This is a genomic window from Methylobacterium sp. E-065 (assembly GCF_022829605.1).
GTDB lineage: Bacteria > Pseudomonadota > Alphaproteobacteria > Rhizobiales > Beijerinckiaceae > Methylobacterium.
In genome coordinates this window covers 40,995-60,990 of the sequence record NZ_JAKSYD010000173.1, presented here as the reverse complement: position 1 = coordinate 60,990, position 19,996 = coordinate 40,995, and the positions used below count along the sequence as shown (strand labels likewise).

Sequence of the window (19,996 nt, the reverse complement as noted above, 5' to 3'; positions counted from 1 at the left end):
GGCGGCGAGTTGCAGGCCCTTGAGCGCCACCTCGTCGTAGTACGAGGATAGCGAGCGTTCCTTCAGCATCGCCTCCGCGACGTCGCGGACCTCGTCCGGGTCACCGGCCAGCATGCGCTGGTAGAAGTTCTCCACCGGCGGGAGGGGCGGCCGGTCCCCCAGCAGAACGTCGAAGACCTCCAGGCTGTCGACATGGCGGCCGAGCACGACGAGGCAGACGGTGAACGGGGTCGCCAGGATCAGGCCGATGGGCCCCCACAGGAAGCCCCAGAACAGGGTCGAGACGATCACCGCGAAGGGTGAGAGCCCGGTGGAGTGGCCGTAGAGCAGCGGCTCGATCACCTGTCCAAAGATCGGCTCAGCGATCAGGAACAACGCCGCGGTCGCGATGACCATCGACCAGCCGGGGTCGACCGCTGCCGCCAAGGCCACGGGCAGGATGCCGGAGGCGACGGCGCCGATGTAGGGGACGAAGCGCATGATGGCCGAGAACACGCCCCACAGGAGCGGGTTGGGCACGCCGATAAGCCAGAGGCCGACCCCGACGATGACCCCGAAGGCGGCGTTCATGCCGAGCTGGGCGAGGAAGTAGGTGCCGAGCCGACCAGCCGCGTCGTCCATGGCCACGGTGGTGCGGTGCAGGTCGCTCGATCCGAACAGGCGGATCATGCGGTTGCGCAGGTCCTCGCGCTGCAGGAGCAGGAACACGACCACGACGAGGACGATGCCGACGTCGGTCAGCGGCGACACGATGGGGCCGAGCACCTTCTGGGCCAGCGCCAGGGGCGAGGGCTCGGGCTCCTCGACCCGCACGAGTTGCGCCTTGGGCGTCTCGCCTGCCGGTCCGGTCGCGGCGGTGGTGCCGGCGGCGTCGGCCTTCTGGGTGACGTCGTGGACCTGATGGTTGAACTTCTGCAGGACGCGGTTGGCCTCGCCGAGCCAGCCCTGCTGCAGGCCCGATACCTTCCTCTGCACGGTGGCTTGGTACTGGGGCAGGTTGCCGGCGAGCCCCGCGACCTGGGTGCCGATGAGCGCACCGATGCCGCCGACGACACCGAGGGCGAGCAGGACCGCGACGATGACGGAGGGCACCCGCCCGAGCTTCGCCTTCCGCAGCAGGTTGACGACCGGCCCGAGGACGAAGCTGAGAAGCACCGCCAGCACGAGGGGGATGAACACCTCTCGCCCGAAATAGAGCGCCGCGACGAGGACGACGCCGACCGCGAGGGTCAGGAGGCCGCGCAGGCCCGGGACGAGGGGCGGCGGCACCTGGGCCGGCTGACGCGGGGCGACGGCATCGTTGGCTGGCATGCGGCGTGGGCTCCTCGGCGCGTCGCCGTCATCCGGCGGCATTCGGCTTCGTCCAGGGAACGCGACGGGCGTCGCGCGCGGGAGTTCAGGTCTTCACGCTCCGATTCCCGGTCGATGCGCCGGGCGCCGGGGCGCGTCGTCACCGTTCCGAAGCGGCGTTGGACCGGTTGGAGCACGCGGCTAGCGACGTCCACGGACAACGCATGACACCAGATAAAGAAACCCCGCCCGGCTGCGGCCGGGCGGGGTCAGGCACGTGTCGGCGGTTTAGGCCGACGGGCCGATCAGTCGATGACCTCGACGATGCGGCGGCTGCGGTCCACCAGCACCGGCTGCTTGTTCACGACGGTGTAGCGGTAGCCGGGCCGCGCCCGGTACTCGGCGGGCATGTCGTAGTAGGTGACGCCGTCGTCCGGCAGCACGGTGCCGACCTGGACAGGCCCGCCCCAGCTGTACGAGCTCACGCCGCGCTCGCGGACGTAGCTACGGAAGCGGGGACGGTCGTCGACACCGAGGATGCCGCCCACCGTACCGGTGGCCGCGCCGACCGCGCCGCCGACAATGCCGCCGACCGGGCCCGCTGCATCGGCGCCGACCGCAGCGCCCTCGGCCGCGCCGCGTAGGGTGCCCTGCGCCTGTGCGGCCACGGGCAAGGCCAGAACGCCGGCCGTGGCAAGGGCAAGAAGCAGTTTGTTCGTCATGAGGATGTCTCCTGAAGTGTCAGACGAAGGAGCGAGGCGGCGTCTCAGTTGCATCCTTCCTTGTGGATCGTCTTGGAGTTGCCCATGCCGTCCTCCTTGTGGACGGTCTTCGAGCCGCAATCGACGGTGCCGGTGGTGACCTCACGCTTCTCGACGACGGTGTCGCGGTGGTCGACGACGGCGGGGCCGTCGCGGCGGATGACGGTGGTCTCCTCGGCCATCGCGGGGGCGGCAAGGCCAACGAACGCGGCGGCGACGAAGCCGATGATGACTGCCTGGCGCATGAAGATCTCCGTTCGCTTCGGGTGGTCGGATCGAATGACCGCAGCAACGGCTCACGGCGAATTACGGTTCCATGCCAATTTTGCGCAGTATCGTGCCCTAGAAATCATTTACTTCGACGGGTAGTCCGCGATTAAATTGACGTCGATACATAAACTCAAAGTTTGCGACCGAGATTTGAGCGGATTTGCCTCCTGCCGTTTGCGGTATGCACCGTCGTCCGTTCCACTGTAGTCCGCATCCCGCACCCAAGGGCGTTCCCATTCATGGGCAGTGGACCGGATCGGTACGCCTGTTTGCGTCCACCTTGATCGCGCGAGCCGCATGAATTTCAGGTCCGGATCGGTTTCCTGGGAACGTTCGTTTCCAGGCTTTCCATCGGGGCATCCCGCTCGGTCACCGGCTCCACCGAGGCCAAGCCGCCGAAGTCCCCGCTTGCACTGAATTTCGCCGAAGACGTCCCAGAGAAGTCCGGCCATGACGCTCGCGGTCAGGGGGTGTCACGGCCAGGACGGCAAGTCAGCCACGCGGCGGACGAATGCCGAGCGCGCGGATGATGCCGTAGGTCACCGCCGCCGAAGCCAGCGACAGCCCGGCGACGAAGGCAAATCCGTGTGGATCGTCCGCGAAGGGAAGCCCTTTCACGTTCATGCCGAACATTCCGGTGATGAAGGTCGGCGGCAGGAACAGGGCTGAGAGGACCGAGAGGACGTACAGCTGCCGGTTGCTCTCCTCCGCCACGCGCGCGCCGACCTCATCCTGCAGCAGCCGGGCACGCTCGCCCATCGCGCTCACGTCACGGTCCAGGGCGTCAAGCCGCTGGGCAAGGCGTGCCGCGGCGTCGACGGCCGGTCCGTGCAGGTGCCGGGCCGCGTCATCGTCCTCCAACCGATGGAACACCGCGGAGAGGCCGAGCAACTGCCGATGGAGCCGCACCGCGGCTCTCCGGATCGGCCCGAGGCGCCGACGCTCATCGCGCACGCGCCCATCGATGACGTGGTCCTCGATGCCGTCGAGTTCACCGGCGAGCCGCTGGCCGGTCTCGGACATGGACGCGACCACGTAGCCCACCATCGTCTCCAGCAGCAGCACGGGGGACGGTATCGGACGACCCTTCTCGGCGCTCTCCCGTGCGGCGCCCGGGCTTTCGACCAGCCCCGTCCGTCCACTCACCAGGGAGCGGGGGCCCAAGATGAAGTGCAGGCGTCCGGCGGCGTCCGGCTTGGCTCCGGGACGGGCGAGGTCGGCTACCACGCCGCCGATATGGCCGCCCTCGACGGTGACGCGTTGGTGTTCGTCAGGCCGGAAGACGGCCTCGAAGAGCGCGGGCGGGCCGACGTGCCCAGCGTCGAGCAAGGGCGTGAGGTTGGCGGCCTTCAGGTCGAAGTGCAGCCATACGAATCCTTCGCCGAAGGCGTCGAGGTCCGGGAGTGGCTCGCCTGGCACGATGGGGTGGCCGCACCCCCTCGCGTCGAAGCTCATCGCCCAGAGCAAGCCGGGAAGCGGGGGATTGGGGGGCACGGTGGTCATGGTCCGACTCGGGAGGGACGGGCCGGTTCAGTCGGTCGACCCGGCCACGACGGCCGGACTGCCAGCCAACTGGTGGGAGGGACGGGCCAACGGCGACTTCCGTGGGGCTTCAACCGGATCAACGCCCGCTGCCACGCTTCCGTTGCCGGACAGTTGGCGACGTGTCCCGTGTCGCACGGGGTGGTCCCTCACCAGCCAGGCGTTTCGATGCCTCGGAGCCTAACGGCTGCGTTTACCCCTCTGCCTGCCGTCTGCTTGGTCTGTCGTACCGGCGACCTGTCCGACCCGGCGCGGCAGCTCGCGCATGAGGGACGTCCGCCGGAAGGGCGTCATTTTCCGCCACGCGCGAGCCTCGGGGATCGTGCGCCCGCAGCCCAGGCACCACCCCGTCCGGCCGTCGAATTGGCAGACCGAGATGCAGGGGTCGTCCTTCTTCATGGTACAGCCTTGCCACGCCGTCGAGCACATTCCGCTCGACATAACATAGGGTACCCCCCTATATATCACTAAGGACGCAAAGCCGACCCATGGCTCACACGATCAAGGACAAGACCAAGCTGCTGGCGCGGGTGCGCCGGATCAAGGGACAGGCGGAAGCCGTCGAGCGGGCCCTGGAAGCCGAGCTCGGCTGCAGCGACGTCCTGATGCTGGTCGCCTCGATGCGCGGGGCCATCAACGGCCTGACCGCCGAGCTGATGGAAGACCACATTCGCCATCACGTCGTGAACCCGGACGCCGAGCCGGACGCGGAGCGCGCCAGGGGCGCCGCCGAGCTGATCGAAGTGGTGCGGACCTACCTGAAGTGACGAGACCTCATGACCTCCTTGTCTGACCTGCTGCGGCAGGGCACCGCGCACGCCTGGCTGTTCGTGCCGAGTGCGATCCTCCTCGGCGCCCTGCACGGCCTGGAACCCGGTCATTCGAAGACGATGATGGCGGCCTTCATCATCGCCGTGCGCGGGACGGTCACGCAGGCAGTCCTGCTCGGTCTGGCGGCCACGCTCTCCCACACGGCGGTCGTTTGGATCATCGCGCTGGGCGGACAGTACCTCGGACGGGAATGGGGTGGCGAGGACCCCGAGCCGTACCTCCAGCTCGCCTCCGCGGTCCTCATCGTCGGCATCGCGGTCTGGATGGCGTGGCGCACTTGGCGGGAGCAGCACGAAGGCCATCATCACCATCACGAAGAGGCGAAGCACGTCGCGACCTCCGACGGGCTGCTAACCCTGGAGGTGTTCGAGGACGGTGCGCCGCCGCGCTGGCGGGTGCGGGCCGAGGGGGGCGAGTTGCCGCCAACCGGCGATCTCCTCGTCGAGACGGTCCGTCCCGATGGCGGCCGGCAGACATTCGCCTTCGCGAACGGAGGCGACTTCCTCGAGAGCCTGGAGACGATTCCCGAGCCGCACGCCTTCACGGCGCGGCTGGTCCTAAAGGGACCGTCCGGGGGCGAAATCCACGAGATCGCGTTCGAGGAGCACGACCACGGGCACATGAACCTGGGCGACGAGGATGACGCCCACGCCCGGGCCCATGCCGAGGACATCCGCCGCCGCTTCGCGGGCCGGCAGGTGACGACCGGTCAGATCGTCCTGTTCGGCCTGACGGGAGGCCTGATCCCGTGCCCGGCGGCCATCACGGTCCTGCTGCTGTGCATCCAGCTCAAGCAGTTCAGCCTCGGCTTCGCGCTGGTGGTCTGCTTCAGCATCGGCCTTGCGCTGACGATGGTCTCGGCTGGCGTCCTGGCAGCACTCAGCGTCAAGCACGTCGCCTCGCGCTGGTCTGGGTTCGGCGCCTTCGCCCGGAGGGCGCCGTACGCCTCCGCCGCGCTGATCGTCCTCGTTGGCCTCTATACCGGCTGGCTCGGCTTGGAGGGCATCCGACAGGGTCATCAAGACCATGCCGCCGCATCGACCGCGGCCTACCCGACCTAACGGGGGATCTTCCGCCCTTGACCTTCTAACCGGGGAAATCCCCATCTCATTGGGACGCCATCGAGAGGTGAGCGCCATGGTCCGCTTCAAGGTCGAGAAGATGGGGTGCGGCAGCTGCGCCAAGTTCGACACCCGTGCGGTCCAGGGTGTGGAGCCCACCACCGGCGTCGAGGTCGATCCTGGCGCGAAGCTGGTGAGCGTGTCCGGTGTCACGGGACCGGCCGACCGGATAGCCCGGGCCATCGCCGAGGCTGGCTACTCTGCCGAGCCCGCCTGAGGCCCGGCGCAATCAAACCGCGTCCGTGCCGTTCCTCGAACCGCCGGACGGACTTCCGTATCGGCCCGAAATTTGGCATCCTGGATTCCGTGACGTTCTGGCTCGCCCTCCGGCGACTGTTGCCGCTTCTGGCGGTCTTCAGCCTTGCCCTGACGCCGGTGACCGCCCCGGCGGCCACCGCGCGCATGCATGCGTCGATGGCGGGCCATCACACGGTGATCATGGCCAGCCACGGCATGACCCAAGGGCACATGCACCACGCCGCCGTGGACGGCGACGAGACCACGTCCGTCGGCATGGCTGACATGGGCATGGACGACATGCCGTGCTGCCCCAAATCGGAGGCCACCAAGCCGGACTGCCCCAAGGGCTGCCCGCTGATGGCCTTGTGCCTGGCAAGCGTGGCCTCGCTGCTGCCGACCCCATTGCCGGTCCCAGTGCCTGTCGCGAGCCGCATGAGCGTGAGCTGGCAGAACCTTGATGCCTTCGCCAGCGTGCACGGGACCCCGTTACCCGAGCCTCCCCGAGCCTGAACCCGATGCCGCCGGCGCTCGCGCCGGCACGGTGACGCGCGCCCGCGCACCGCCATCCATCGCGTTCAGGAGAGATTACCCGTGACCAAGAACCCCTTCGCGCGCGCCGTGTCGGCCGCGCTGCTTGGCGCCTGCCTGTCGGCATCGGTGCTGACCGTGCCCGCCCTGGCAGGCATCAAGGACTACCAGTTCCAGCTCGTCCACCAGGAGGCGAAGGTCGGCGAGGCCGTCGTCGCCGTGCGCCTCGTCGACAAGCGCAGCGGCAAGCCTGTGCCGGACGCCGTGATCTTCGCCACGCGTCTCGACATGGCCCCCGACAGCATGGACGAGATGGTCACCAAGGTGGAGCAGGTGCCCTCGACGGAGCCGGGCGTGTACCGCTTCAAGGCCAAGCTCTCGATGGCCGGTGGCTGGCGCCTGTCGCTCGGGGCCAAGGTCCAAGGCGAGACCGGCACGGTCGAGGGCAAGCTGGTCTTCCAGGCCGTCAAATGAGCCGGTCCGCATGGCTCGCCGGAACCCTCGTCGCGCTCGCGGCGGGGGGCGTCGGCTACGTCGCGGGGCATGGGGAGAACCCCATAACGGCCCTCGTGGAACGGGCCCGTTCCGAAGTCGTCCCGTCGCTGGCCGAGCGCGCTCGGTCGCGGTTGGCCGACTGGCCGACCGCCAGCACGGGCCAGGCGGTCGCGCCTACTACGGCAAAGGCGACCGGGCCGGTGGTCTACTATCAGGATCCAGACGGGAAGCCGGTCTACTCGGCATCCCAGATGGTCACCGAGGACGGGCGCGAGTTCCGGACTGTCCGGGCGAGCGAGGATGTCCGCTTCGACGACCCCGACGAGGGCGAGGCCATGCCCGCCGACGTGGCCGTCCACGACATGTCCAGGCACGGCATGGCGCAGGACGAGGGCGCCAAGCCCGCAGGCGGCGACCGGCGCGTTCTCTACTACCGCAACCCGATGGGCTTGCCGGACACCTCGCCGCTGCCGAAGAAGGACTCGATGGGGATGGACTACATCCCCGTCTACGCGGGCGAGGATGAGAGCGGGAACGTCGTGACCGTCTCGCCCGGCAAGATCCAGCGCACCGGCGTCCGGACCGAGGTGGCGGAACAGCGGGTGGTGGCCCAGCCGGTGCGTGTGCCGGGCACCGTCACCCTCGACGAGCGCCGCGTCACCGTCGTGGCGACCCGCTCGGACGCCTACGTCGACCACGTCGAGAACGTCACCACCGGCGACCGGGTCCGCAAGGGCCAGCCCTTGGTCCACGTCTACTCGCCCGAGATCAACGCGGCGGCCGCCCAGCTGATCGCCAACCCGGGCTTCGACGGGGCGCGCCGCCGGCTGCAGAACCTGAACGTCTCCGAGGCCGTCATCGACGAGATGGAGCGCACCCGGAAGGTGCCGATGGCCATCACGTGGGCTGCGCCGCGGGACGGCCTCATCCTGCAGCGGACCGCCGTCGAGGGCATGAAGGCCGCAGCCGGCGACACCCTGTTCCGGATTGGCGACATCTCGACGATGTGGGTGCTGGCCGACGTGCCTGAGCGCGACCTCGCCGGGGTGCGCGTGGGGCAGCCTGTGACCGTGCGCCTGCGCTCGGCCCCGGGCCGGGCCTTCACCGGCAAGATTGCGGTGGTCTACCCTCAGGTGAACCCCGATACCCGGGCAACCCGGGTGCGGATTGAGCTGGCGAATTCGGACGGCCTGCTGCTGCCCGACATGTACGCCGATGTCGAGATCGCCACCGGCGACGCGAAGCCCGTGGTGGCGGTTCCGGACGACGCGGTCATCGATACGGGCGAGCGGCAGGTCGTGCTGCTCGATCGCGGCGAGGGCCGCTTCGAGCCGAGGGCCGTGAAGGTCGGCGTCCGCGGCAGGGGCTTCACCGAGATTCGCGACGGCGTCGCGGCCGGCGATCGGGTGGTGACAGCGGCGAACTTTCTGATCGACGCCGAGAGCAATCTGAGAGCAGCGCTTCAGTCCCTGGCCGCTCCGATGGACGACCGACAGGTGGCGAACGCGGGAGGTACGCCGTGATCGCGCGCCTCATCGACTGGTCCGCCCGCAACCTCGTCCTCGTATTGGTCGGGACGGTGTTCGCCGTCGCGGCCGGCATGCTGGCGCTCCGGACGCTGCCGCTCGATGCCATTCCCGACCTCTCGGACGTGCAGGCCATCGTGTACACCGAGTATCCCGGGCAGGCGCCCCAGGTCGTCGAGGACCAGGTTACCTACCCGCTCACCACCGCCATGCTGACGGTGCCGAAGGCGAAGGTGGTCCGCGGCTTCTCGTTCTTCGGCGTGTCGTTCGTCTACGTGATCTTCGAGGACGGCACCGACCCGTACTGGGGCCGATCCCGGGTGCTGGAGTACCTGAACGCGGCGGCGAGCCGCCTGCCGGTCGGCGTAACGCCGACGCTCGGACCCGACGCGACCGGCGTGGGCTGGGTCTACCAATACGTCGTGGTGGCCAAGGAGCGGACGCTCGCCGAGCTGCGCTCGATCCAGGATTGGGTGATCCGCTTCGGTGCCTCGCGCGCCGAAGGCGTGGCCGAGGTGGCCAGCGTCGGCGGCTTCGTGAAGCAGTACAACGTGGTGGTCGACCCGAACCGCCTGCGCGCCCAGGGCATCAGCCTCAACAAGCTTCGCGACACGATCCGGTCGAGCAACGCCGATGTCGGCGGCCGCACGGTCGAGCTCTCCGAGTTCGAGTTCATGGTGCGGGGCCGCGGCTACCTGCGGGGCGTCTCCGACATCGAGAACATCGTCCTGAAGACCGCGGGGGGCACGCCTCTGCAGGTGCGGGACGTCGCCCGGGTCGAGCTCGGGCCGGATGAGCGCCGCGGCATCACCGAGATGAACGGCGAGGGCGAGGTCGCCGGCGGCATCGTCCTGCAGCGCTTCGGCGCGAACGCCCTCAGCGTCATCGAAGGGGTCAAGGTGAAGCTCGCCGAGGTGGCCAGGAGCCTGCCGGCCGGCACCGAGATCCTGCCGGTCTACGACCGCTCCCAGCTCATCGACGCGGCGATCGATACCCTGCGTCACACGCTGGTCGAGGAGAGCATCGTGGTCTCCCTCGTCTGCATCGTCTTCCTGCTGCATGTGCGTAGCGCCCTGGTCGCCATCCTGATGCTGCCGGTCGGCATCCTGATGGCTTTTGCCGGCATGAAGGCGCTCGGGATCGGCGCCAACATCATGAGCCTGGGTGGCATCGCCATCGCGGTCGGCGCCATGATCGACGCCGCCATCGTGATGATCGAGAACGCGCACAAGCACTTGGAGCGGGCGCCGCCGGGGACACCGCGGGTCGAGATCCTGGTCGAGGCGGCGTCCGAAGTCGGGCCGTCGCTGTTCTTCTCGCTCCTCGTCATCACGGTGAGCTTCCTGCCGATCTTTACCCTGGAGAGCCAGGAAGGCCGGTTGTTCGGTCCGCTCGCCTACACTAAGACCTTCGCCATGGCGTCCGCCGCGCTCCTGTCGGTGACGCTCGTTCCGGCGCTGATGGTGCTGTTCGTGCGCGGGCGGATCATCCCGGAGCATCGCAACCCGCTCAATCGCCTGCTCATCTGGCTGTACAGACCGCTCATCGCGGGCGTGTTGCGGGCGCGGGTTGTCACCATCCTGCTCGCCGTCGGAGTGCTGGCGGCGACCGTCTGGCCGGCCCAGCAACTCGGTTCCGAGTTCATGCCCGACCTCGACGAGGGCAGCCTGCTCTACATGCCGACGACCCTGCCGGGGATCTCGGTGACGAAGGCGGGCGAACTCCTCGCGACCCAGGACCGGATCATCAAGAGCTTCACGGAGGTCGCCTCGGTCTACGGCAAGGCGGGCCGTGCCAACACGGCGACCGACCCCGCGCCGATGGAAATGTTCGAGAGCGTCATCGCCCTGAAACCGAAGGCGGAGTGGCGCCCAGGCGTGACCCTCGCCAGCCTCAAGGGGGAGATGGACGCGGCCCTCCAGTTCCCGGGCGTCTCGAACGCCTGGACGCAGCCGATCCGCGCACGCATCGACATGCTCTCGACAGGCATCCGCACGCCGGTCGGCATCAAGGTGCTCGGGACCGAGCTCAAGCAGATGGAAGCCGTCGCCCGGCAGGTCGAGGCGGTCGTCCGGGCCGTGCCGGGCACGTCGAGCGCCTATGCCGAGCGGGTGATCGGCGGCTACTTCCTCGACATCACCCCCGACCGCGAGGCGCTCGGGCGCTACGGCCTGATGGTCGGAGACGTGCAGGACGTCGTGGCGACGGCGCTCGGCGGACAGGCCGTGACGAATACCGTCGAGGGCCGCGAGCGCTACACGGTGAACGTGCGCTACCCGCGCGCCTTCCGATCGGACCCGCGGGCCATTGCCGACGAAGTGCAGGTGCCGCTGCCGGTCGGTGGGACGGTGCCCCTGCGCGAGGTGGCCAAGGTCGAGCTGACCCGAGGGCCTACCTCGATCCGCACCGAGAACGGGCAACTCGCGGTCTTCATCTTCGTCGACATCGCCGGCCGCGACCTCGGCGGCTACGTGACCGAGGCGCGAAAGGCCGTGGCCGACGAGGTCAAGCTGCCGCAGGGTACGACCCTGCAATGGAGCGGGCAGTACGAATATCTGGAACGCGCCGAGGCGCGACTGCGAATCGTGGTGCCGCTGACGCTGCTCGTCGTGTTCCTGCTTCTCTACCTGAACTTCCGGCGCCTGACCGAGACGCTCATCGTGATGCTGTCGCTGCCCTTCGCCCTGGTCGGCGGGGTGTGGCTCCTCTGGTTCATGGGCTTCAACATGTCGGTGGCGGTGGCGGTGGGCTTCATTGCGCTCGCCGGCGTTGCCGCCGAGACCGGCGTGATCATGCTGGTCTACCTCGACCACGCTTGGGACGAGGAGCAGGCCCGGGGCGTACGCGAGGGGCGGCCTCTGACGCGGGCGGACCTGCGACGCGCCATCATGGTCGGCGCGGTCGAGCGGGTGCGACCCAAGATGATGACGGTCGTCGCCATCATGGCTGGGCTCGTCCCGATCCTCTGGAGCACCGGGTCAGGCTCGGAGGTCATGCAACGCATCGCCGTGCCGATGATCGGCGGCATGGTCTCCTCCACCGCGCTGACCCTCGTTGTGATCCCCGCCGTCTATGCGCTCGTGAAGGGGTGGACGCTGCCGCCTGGCCACCGATACCGCGCCGAACCCAACGAGGAGGCGACACGCCACCGGGCTTCTGCCGAGTAGCGACACCGTCCCCGACCTGCATTGAAGGAGCTGTCCATGTCGTCACCAGCCCGAAAGGCCGTCCTCCATTGGATGGTCATTCCGAACACACCTGTCCTTACGGACTGAAGGCCAAGGATCTCCTCGAACGCCGGTGCTGCGAGGTCGAGGATCACCGGATGACCGACCGCTTCAAATCCGAGCATCACGTCAAGTCGACGCCGCAGACCTTCGTCGACGGCGAGCGCGTCGGCGGCCCGACGACCTCCAGCGCCATTTCGGCAAGGCGGCAAACGGTCCAAACGCCATGACGTACAGGCCCGTGCCCGCGGTGTTCTCGATGACCGCGCTGATGGCCCTGGCAGCGAGCTACGCCGCTTACGATGCGCACCGCCGAATGGTTCATCGCCTTCAGCATGTGCGTGCTCGCCCTCCTCAAGCTCCAGGACGTCGAGACCTTCTCGTCAATGTTCCTCGGCTACGACCTCCTGGCTGCGTGCGGGGTGCGCTACGCCTATCTGGAAGTCGGCGCCGGCGTCCTTATGGTAGCGGGTGCCCTGGATTGGCTGTCCATCCCGGTGGCTCCGTTCATCGATGGAATTGGGGCGGTCTCGGTGTTCAAGGCAGTCTACGTCGACGCGCGCAAGATCAAGGGCGCCTGCGTCGGCGAGTCGAGGAAGGTGCCGCTCGGCTTCGTCTCGTTCGCCGAGAACGTGATGATGGTCGCCATCGCCGTTTGAATGCTGGCGGCGCACCATTGAGCGTGATCTTCGCCGCTCTGTGCTGGCCATACCTTTTACGATGCGCCGCAGTTGGAAGCGCGTCCTTCCCGTTGGACGCCACCCGGATGCGCTCTCGCATCGCTCAAAGCCTCAGGCTGCCGCCCCCGGCATCTCGTCCCGCCGGCTCGTGTGACGCGGCGAGCGCATTTCGAACTTGGTCGACCATTCGCGCTTCGACGCGAGCCCTCCGGCAGCCGGGACGACCGCCCCGCGCCCGAAGCACCGGTTGCAGGCATCCAGCTCCGCAATCAGCGCGGAGCCCTCCTGCTCGCGATCGATCTGGCGGAGCCTGGGCAATCGGTCCGCTGCGATGCGGGGCGCGGCAGGAGGTTGGTCGTGACCAAGCCGACGTCCGAATAGCGGTAGCCGTCCCGCCCGATCTTGCGGAGATCATGTAGGGCGGCCTTCACTAGCACCTGAGTGCCATTGCTGGCCTCAGCCAGCCCGAGCAAATCCTTGCGGTCCTGCTTGGCGTTCGCGGCTATGTCCGGTTCTGTTGATGAGCGGTCGGCGCGGCTAACGCGGCAGCACCTTCGCCTCTTGCAGGCTGCGAATGGCACTCACCAGAGCGGCGACGCTATCAACGCTCTCTCCAAACCCGGCGCGTCGGATCTTGCCCATGTCGGAGACAAGATCGAAGTCGCTATGGAACACGAAGTCGCCGAAGCTCCATCCGACTGCGCTCTCGTAAGGAAGGTCGCTCAAGCCCTGCTCGACAACCAGCCGCTCCCAGACCGGTTTCTTGTCGGCCATGTGCATGGCCAGACGCATCGGAACCGGTGGTCCGAGCGGCAGCTCGAACGCGACGGCGAGCTTCTCCCAGACGCGTCGCCACCGGAACGGCTCGTGCACGTAGTTGAACGCCTCACCGCGCGCGGCGTCGGACGTCGCGGCCCAGAGGCTCGCACGGCCAAGGGCGCGGGAGTCGGTCACCTGGGCAAACACCCCCTCGTAGACGTGCGCCGGCCCCGGAAAGCGGAACGCCGCTCCTTCAACCCTGCAAAGGGCGGCGTAGGCGCCGATCACCATGGCGATGTTCATGGCGTTTCCGGCGGCGTCGCCAACCACCACGTCCGGTCGCAGAATCGACCAAGCCGCGCCGCCGCGATCGGCCCGGGCCCGCAGCTCGTCCTCCTGAGTGAAGTAAAAGTTCGGCCCGATGTGGCGCGGGTTATCGTCCTCGTAGAAGGGCGCCGGAACCGGTCCGAGATGAACACCGTAGACCTTCGCGCCCTGATACAGCACCACCCGCTTCAGCGGCGCGCCGACAGCCTCCAGCCCATCGAGCAGGTTGCGCAGCATCCCGCCATTCACGCGGTCCTCGTCTGCGAGGCTCGGCTGTGGCGCGAGGGCTGCGTAGAACAGGTGCGTGGTATCGCGAGCCTGGACGAGGGCGGCTCGGGTCGCTTCACGATCTGTAAGGTCCGTCGCGATGGCCTCGTGCGACGGGTGCGGCCGGCGTGACAGAGCTCGCATGCGCCAACCGCCTGCGGCCGCGAACTCCTGCATCAGTCCTTTGCCGATGATGCCATTCGCACCCGCGATCAGGGCTGTTCGGGTTTCTGCCATCATCGCCTGCAGGTGTCAGGAGGATTACAGCGCTCGATCGCGCCACTTGGTCTGGGTGCTTCGTGGCCGACATGCGGGAAACCCACCGGAGCCGGATCCGTTCGGCGCCTCAGGCCCCTGCGCGCCGCACACCGCCGGCAGCGGCGCAGCCATCGCTTCGAGAGCTTGCCGTGTAAGCTCGATACCGACCGGGGGCGGCGGAGATAATCGTCGGCTCTCCCACCTGCATCCCCGAACGATGGCCGGCGTCCGCGACACTTTGAGTAGCCGGGACGTCGGCGGAAACCGAGGCCGCCCGCATGGATTGTATCCCGTGCCGGCATTCCGAACACTCTGCGCCTTGGGGATAAGGCCTGGGTCGGAAATGCGTCCAGGAGTCGTTGCGAGTGTCGCGTACAGGGGATGACGGTCCGATCGAGATCGACCTCAGGCTGCTTCGGGCCGCCGTCGAGGCCACCGGAGAGGCCATCCTCATCACCACCGCCGACCTCGATGAGCCCGGGCCGGTCATCATCTACGCCAACCCGGCCTTCACCAGGCTGTCCGGGTACGACGCGGCGGAGGTCGTCGGTCGCAGCCCGCGCTTCCTGCAGGGCGAGGGCACCGACCGGACGGCGCTGGACAGGGCCCGCGCCTCGCTGGAGGCCGGCGAGGCCTTCCAGGGCGAGGCGCTGAACTACCGGAAGGACGGCACGAGCTACCGGGTGGAATGGCTGATCACCCCCGTCCGCGACGCGGATGGGCGCATCACCAACTGGGTCTCGGCGCAGCGGGACATCACCGAGCGCAGCGCGTTCGAGGACCGCCAGGCGCTGATGGTGCGCGAGCTCCATCACCGGGTGAAGAATACTCTGGCCACGGTCCAGGCGGTGCTCAACGCGACGATGCGCTCGTCGGTCACGATGGCCGAGTTCTCCAAGGCCTTCAGCGGACGCATCGTGTCGCTGGCGCGGACCCACGCGCTGATCACCGAGGACGAGGCGCAGGTAGCCCGGTTCGACGGCCTGCTCCGGGCCGAGCTCGATCCCTACCGTGAGGGAGACCGGATCAGCCTCGAAGGGCCGCCCCTCATGCTGCCGTCGGAGGTCGCCGTGCCGGTCAGCATGGCCCTGCACGAGCTGACGACCAATGCGCTGCGTCACGGGGCGCTCGCCCATCCGGGCGGACGGGTCGTGGTGACCTGGACGGTCGAGGATAGCCCTGCCGGTCCGTGGCTCGCCTGGACCTGGAACGAGCACGACGGGCCGCCCCCGACGCTGCCCACCCGCGAAGGGTTCGGGACGCGTCTCCTGAACAAGATCCTGACGGCCCAGGTCGCGGCCGAGGTCGACGTCGCCTTCGATGACGATGGCCTGCGGATACACGTCAGGCTGCCACTGGGCCGGCGGTAGATCCCGCGCCGGCACGGTTCACATCTGGCGGCAGGCCGCATGCCCGCGCCGGTGTCACGGCGGGGTTCTCAGGCCCGCTTGGATCGTGCGCTCGGAACGTTCATGCTCGACCAGGCGGACGGACGTCCCGGAGTTGGGTCCGGAAGATCGTCCCGCCACGCGAAACTTCATCGCACTCAGACGCTTGCCCGTTTGATGGACCGTAGCCACAAGATCACCGAGGAAGCCGAACGCCTCCGGGCCCTGGACCGGTATCGCCTGCTCGACACCCCGCGCGAGCAGGATTTCGACGAGATCGCGGAGGCCGCCGCCGAACTGTGCGAGATGCCGATCGCGGTGGTGAACCTCGTCGGGGACGGGCGCCAGTTCTTCAAGGCCGAGCTCGGCCTCGGCGTCCGGGAGACGCCCCTGGAGAACGCGTTCTGCCGGCAGGCCCTACTGCAGGATGATTTCCTCTGCGTGCCGGATGCAATTCTAGACCCGCGGTTCGACGGCAATCCCCTGGTTCATGGCGGGTCCGGGCTGCGCTTCTACGCCGGCGCCCTGCTGAGGCCCCCCGAGGGGCACCCGGTCGGCACCGTCTGCGTGCTCGACACCCGGCCGCACGCGCTCACCGAACGCCAGCGCAAGGGTCTGATGCGGCTTGCCCGGCAGACGATGGCCCAGATGGAGTTGCGCCGCTCCCTCCGCGAGCACGCGAGCCAGCGCCTGCTCCACGAGCGCATCCTCGACAGCGCCACCGATTACGCCATCGTCGCCACGGACCCGCAGGGTCACGTCACCCGCTGGAATGCAGGTGCCGAACGCATCTTGGGCTGGACCGAGGCTGAGATGCTCGGCCGGAGTGCCGAGGCGTTCTTCACCCCGGAGGACCGGGCTGACGGACGGCTCCAAACCGAGATGCGGCTCGCCATCGAATGCGGCAGCGCGCCGGACGAGCGCTGGCACCAACGGAAGGACGGCACCCGGTTCTGGGCATCGGGCGAAAAGACGCCCCTGCGGACCGACGACGGCGAGACCATTGGATTCCTCAAGATCCTACGGGACCGCACCGGGCAGCGCGAGGCCGGCGCAGCCCTGCAAGCCAGCGAGAGGCGTTACCGGTCGCTGGTCGAGGTCAGCCCGCAGGTGGTCTGGTTCGGCGACGCGGACGGCAATGTCACGTACTGCAACGCCTATTGGTACGACTACACCGGCCTGCCACCGGGCGAAGTCGGCGAGGCGAGTTGGATGAGGGCGATCCATCCAGAGTACCGGGAGCCGACGAGGGCCGCGTGGATCGCGGCAGCGCGCTTTGGGCAAGCCTACGAAATCGAGTTTCCCTTGCGCCGCGCCGATGGACAGTACCGCTGGTTCCTGTCGCGGGCACGTCCCGTGCAGGACGAGGCCGGCATCCTGACGAGCTGGGTGGGTACCAGCCTCGACATCCATGAGCGCAAGGTCGCCGAGGAGCGTTTCCAGACGCTGAGCGAGTTGGCGCCGGCCGTCATCTGGTTCGGCGACCCGGACGGGAGCCTGAGCTACCTGAATGACCGTTGGTACGCCTACACGGGGCAGACCCCGGAGCAGGCGCTCCCCCTCGGTTGGATCGACGTCGTTCATCCCGACGACTTGCGCGGACTGATGCACGCCTGGGAGCACGCCCGAACCCACGGAACCCTGTACGACACCGAAGCCCGCCTGCGCCGCCATGACGGCGAGTATCGCTGGTTCCTGATCCGTGCCGAGCCGATGCGCGACGCGGCTGGGCGGGTCGTCGGCTGGCTCGGCAGCGACAGCGACATCCACGACCGGCGCCGGGCCGAGGACGACCTGCGCGAGGCGCGCGAGCAACTGCGCTTGGCGGTCGAGTCGACCGGGACCGGCATCTTCGACTACGACCTCGTCGCCGACAGTCTCGTCTGGGACGGGCGTACCCGGGCACTGTTCGGGCTGACGCCCGACGCACTGGTGAGTTACGAAACCTTCCTGGCCGCCGTGCATCCGCACGACCGCGAATGGGTCGATGGGGAGGTTCGGACCGCCATCGACCCCACCGGCCCAGGCACCTACGACATCGCCTTTCGCGTTGTCGGCCTTCAGGATGGCGTCGAGCGCTGGGTGGCGGCCAAGGGCCGGGCCTTCGTCGAGGATGGCCGCACGGTTCGGTTCATCGGCACCACGCGCGACGTCACCGAGAGTCGACGCGCCGAGCAGGCCCTGCGTGAGGCCGAGGAACGCTACAGGCTGGCCGCCCAGGCCACCAACGACGCGATCTGGGATTGGGATTTCGCCACGAATCATATCCGCTGGAACGAGGCGCTCCACACGGCGCACGGACATCCGCCGGAGGCGGTCGATCCGGCCGGCGATTGGTGGATCGCCCAGATCCATCCCGACGACCGCGCCCGCGTCAACCGTTCGATCCACGCGGTCATCGACGGGACCGGGACGGCCTGGAGCGACGAGTACCGCTTCCGTCGGGCGGACGGCACCTATGCGGACATCCTGGACCGCGGCTACGTGCTGCGCGACGCGGCCGGCAAGGCCCTCAGGATGATCGGTGCCATGCTCGACATCAGCGCGCGCAGGCGGGCCGAGGAACACCAGCGACTGCTCGCGGGCGAGTTGCAGCACCGGGTGAAGAACACTCTGGCGATGGTCCAGGCCATTGCGGCCCAGACGTTCCGGAACGTCACCGGCGCGGAGGCTGCGCGGGAGGCATTCACCGCGCGCCTGATCTCGCTCGGGCGGGCGCATGATGTTCTGACCCAATCCAGTTGGACGGAGGCCCCCATCGCCGAGGTCGTCGACGGAGCGCTCTCGGTCCACCGCGGCGAGGCGGCCTCCCGTATCCGCGCCAGCGGCCCGAACGTGCCCGTGGCGGCGAAGCCGGCCCTCGCACTGGCGCTCGCCCTGCACGAGCTCGCCACCAACGCAGCCAAGTACGGGGCGCTCTCGAACGATGTCGGGACGGTCGACCTGCGCTGGCACGTCGTACTCGAGGATGGATTGCCTCGGTTCGTCCTGACCTGGTCGGAGCAGGGCGGCCCGCCGATCCTGGCGCAGCCGACCCGGCGCGGGTTCGGCTCGCGCTTGATCGAGCGCAGCTTCGCGGCCGAGGTCGGTGGCGACGTGGGGCTGACCTACGCGCCGACCGGGCTGACGTGCCGCCTGGAGGCCTCGCTCGCCGCGATGCAGGAGTCTTCAGGAGACGAGGCAGCGGCGTAAAGGCCGTGTGGGCTGTCCCGGTCCCCGGGGCCGCCATGTCAGGCTCGGGCGGTTCAACCGCTATCGGACCCGAGCTGTAGTCCGGGCGCTGATTGCCCGGCGGGGGTCGCGGCGACCGTGCGTTCAAACTCGCCGTCCCGCAACGGCTGCAGCACGAGGACGTCGGCCCCGTCCGCTCCGGCCTAGGCCAGCGCGGCAGGGTCCGCGAAGCCGGTCACGAACAGGACTGGCATGGCCCGCCAGCGCTTGTGGGTTTCCGCCGCCTCGACGCCGTTCATGCGGGGCATGGCGAAGTCGAGCACGACGTGGTCGACGCATGGGTCAGCCTCAAGAGCGGCCAGCCCCTGCAGGCCTGAGGATGCCTCGCGTCCATCGTACGCGGCTTCCGCGAGTTTGGTCGCGGTGACCTCGCAGACCCCGGCGCCTTCGTCCACTACGAAGAGTGTTGGGCGGCTCCCAGGCGGATGCGTCAGAGAGCAATCGACGGGTTTAGAGCCGTTCCCGTGGACGTTGCGACGGAGTGGCGGTTGCGGCGTCGAGTGGTGGAGGAGCCAGCGTTGCCCTCACGCTTGTCTGCAGATCTGCGCGAGCGCGTCGTGGCGGCTTTGGCCGAGGCCGCTTCCCTTCACCGAGCAGCGGCCCGGTTCGGTGTGCGCTTTTGGGGATGACCAATGACGGGTCAAATGGTTGGAATGGGCGCCAAGCCGCTGACCGGGTTTGGCCGAAGGCGGAACAGCGGCTTCCAAGCATGTTCGCTGCGAAAGCGAAACTCAGGCCCATTCGTGAATAGACAAGCCATCGATGGAGCGCACCAAGTTATACAGCATCCTCGGCTGAGAGAAGGACGGAGGATGCTTGTTCAGATGATCAAGCCGAGGTTCGGATCGTATCTCCGCGAGCCCGATCTACATCGGGCATGCAGAAAAACTTCTCCTCGATCGCTGCTAGGCGAGACGGTACGATCTCGGTTCTGGTGCCCGTCCATGAGCAAACTCGGATGCACCTGGGCACGGGTAACGCGCCCTTCGAAGGCCGAAATAAGGCCCAAGACCTGGGGATCGTCGTTTATGGTCCCATGTGGTACCGCGGCGACTGCTTCCAGTTGAGTGGGGCAACACGGCGCGTCCATGGCCTGCGATGCTATTGATTTCAGACCGACCAATTCGAAATAAGTAGGCTCGTACCCGTAGCCCAGCCGCTGCTTCAGTTCAGGTGTCCTCTGGGTGTCGTCAGGCGCGCCAGCTGGTTCACCGCTTTGGCTCGTTTCGGTGCCTGCCTGGCGGCGGAGACAAGC

17 protein-coding genes and 2 pseudogenes are annotated in these 19,996 nt (G+C 68.2%); 11 read left to right on the top strand and 8 right to left on the bottom strand.

The genetic code is table 11. The features are described from left to right. From MKK84_RS21940 to MKK84_RS21920, 5 genes are all read right to left on the bottom strand, one after another. Window positions 1-1,311: AI-2E family transporter (locus MKK84_RS21940; protein ID WP_243923583.1), on the bottom strand; the 1,311-nt coding region annotated here is incomplete at its 3' end. A gap of 284 nt (window positions 1,312-1,595) precedes the next feature. Next, entirely contained in the window at window positions 1,596-2,012 is a 417-nt protein-coding gene (locus tag MKK84_RS21935; RefSeq protein ID WP_243923581.1) for a DUF1236 domain-containing protein, read from the bottom strand. Between the two features lie 44 nt (window positions 2,013-2,056). Continuing rightward, the gene (locus MKK84_RS21930; protein ID WP_243923579.1) at window positions 2,057-2,296 is read right to left on the bottom strand and encodes a hypothetical protein; all 240 of its coding nucleotides are present in this window, start codon (window positions 2,294-2,296) and stop codon (window positions 2,057-2,059) included. A gap of 517 nt (window positions 2,297-2,813) precedes the next feature. After that, window positions 2,814-3,824 carry a transporter gene (locus MKK84_RS21925; protein ID WP_243923572.1) on the bottom strand — a complete coding sequence of 337 codons (1,011 nt, stop codon included), beginning with the start codon at window positions 3,822-3,824 and terminating at the stop codon, window positions 2,814-2,816. A 219-nt stretch (window positions 3,825-4,043) separates the two neighbouring features. Beyond that, window positions 4,044-4,262, bottom strand: coding sequence for a DUF1289 domain-containing protein (locus MKK84_RS21920; protein WP_243923570.1), 219 nt, complete (start codon window positions 4,260-4,262; stop codon window positions 4,044-4,046). 89 nt (window positions 4,263-4,351) lie between these two features. Between MKK84_RS21920 and MKK84_RS21915 the strand changes: the two genes are divergently transcribed. From MKK84_RS21915 to MKK84_RS21880, 8 genes and pseudogenes are all read left to right on the top strand, one after another. Next, on the top strand, window positions 4,352-4,630 hold the full coding sequence (locus MKK84_RS21915) for a metal/formaldehyde-sensitive transcriptional repressor (RefSeq protein ID WP_053610357.1): 279 nt from the start codon (window positions 4,352-4,354) through the stop codon (window positions 4,628-4,630). 9 nt (window positions 4,631-4,639) lie between these two features. After that, window positions 4,640-5,755 (top strand): nickel/cobalt efflux transporter, encoded by a 1,116-nt coding sequence (locus tag MKK84_RS21910; RefSeq protein WP_243923568.1) that lies wholly within the window; start codon window positions 4,640-4,642, stop codon window positions 5,753-5,755. Window positions 5,756-5,831: 76 nt separating this feature from the next. Continuing rightward, window positions 5,832-6,032 carry a heavy-metal-associated domain-containing protein gene (locus MKK84_RS21905; protein ID WP_243923566.1) on the top strand — a complete coding sequence of 67 codons (201 nt, stop codon included), beginning with the start codon at window positions 5,832-5,834 and terminating at the stop codon, window positions 6,030-6,032. 89 nt (window positions 6,033-6,121) lie between these two features. After that, window positions 6,122-6,565: a hypothetical protein gene (locus tag MKK84_RS21900; protein ID WP_243923564.1), complete on the top strand. Its 444-nt coding sequence runs from the start codon at window positions 6,122-6,124 to the stop codon at window positions 6,563-6,565. Between the two features lie 81 nt (window positions 6,566-6,646). After that, complete coding sequence (locus tag MKK84_RS21895) at window positions 6,647-7,057, top strand: FixH family protein (RefSeq protein ID WP_243923562.1); 411 nt, start codon at window positions 6,647-6,649, stop codon at window positions 7,055-7,057. After that, entirely contained in the window at window positions 7,054-8,601 is a 1,548-nt protein-coding gene (locus tag MKK84_RS21890; protein ID WP_243923561.1) for an efflux RND transporter periplasmic adaptor subunit, read from the top strand. The genes MKK84_RS21895 and MKK84_RS21890 overlap by 4 nt, the downstream gene beginning before the upstream one ends. Further along, window positions 8,598-11,771 (top strand): efflux RND transporter permease subunit, encoded by a 3,174-nt coding sequence (locus MKK84_RS21885; RefSeq protein ID WP_243923559.1) that lies wholly within the window; start codon window positions 8,598-8,600, stop codon window positions 11,769-11,771. Before MKK84_RS21890 ends, MKK84_RS21885 begins: the two co-directional genes overlap by 4 nt. Window positions 11,772-11,807: 36 nt before the next feature. Further along, window positions 11,808-12,490: pseudogene (locus MKK84_RS21880) on the top strand (glutaredoxin). Between the two features lie 132 nt (window positions 12,491-12,622). On the opposite strand, the gene MKK84_RS21875 reads toward MKK84_RS21880, so the two are convergent. Beyond that, window positions 12,623-12,829: a DUF4113 domain-containing protein gene (locus tag MKK84_RS21875; protein ID WP_243923552.1), complete on the bottom strand. Its 207-nt coding sequence runs from the start codon at window positions 12,827-12,829 to the stop codon at window positions 12,623-12,625. 219 nt (window positions 12,830-13,048) lie between these two features. After that, entirely contained in the window at window positions 13,049-14,041 is a 993-nt protein-coding gene (locus tag MKK84_RS21870; RefSeq protein ID WP_243923587.1) for an SDR family oxidoreductase, read from the bottom strand. Window positions 14,042-14,487: 446 nt separating this feature from the next. Here MKK84_RS21870 and MKK84_RS21865 point away from each other — a divergent pair, with 446 nt between their 5' ends. Beyond that, window positions 14,488-15,492, top strand: a complete 1,005-nt coding sequence (locus MKK84_RS21865; protein ID WP_243923550.1) for an HWE histidine kinase domain-containing protein — start codon at window positions 14,488-14,490, stop codon at window positions 15,490-15,492. Window positions 15,493-15,687: 195 nt separating this feature from the next. After that, on the top strand, window positions 15,688-18,702 hold the full coding sequence (locus MKK84_RS21860) for a PAS domain S-box protein (RefSeq protein ID WP_243923548.1): 3,015 nt from the start codon (window positions 15,688-15,690) through the stop codon (window positions 18,700-18,702). A gap of 182 nt (window positions 18,703-18,884) precedes the next feature. Here MKK84_RS21860 and MKK84_RS21855 read toward each other — a convergent pair whose 3' ends face one another. Beyond that, complete coding sequence (locus tag MKK84_RS21855) at window positions 18,885-19,136, bottom strand: response regulator (RefSeq protein WP_243923546.1); 252 nt, start codon at window positions 19,134-19,136, stop codon at window positions 18,885-18,887. Window positions 19,137-19,259: 123 nt separating this feature from the next. On the opposite strand from MKK84_RS21855, the pseudogene MKK84_RS21850 reads away from it, so the two are divergent. Beyond that, window positions 19,260-19,355 (top strand): annotated as a pseudogene (locus MKK84_RS21850) (IS630 family transposase); the annotation flags it as partial. Window positions 19,356-19,996: the final 641 nt, after the last annotated feature.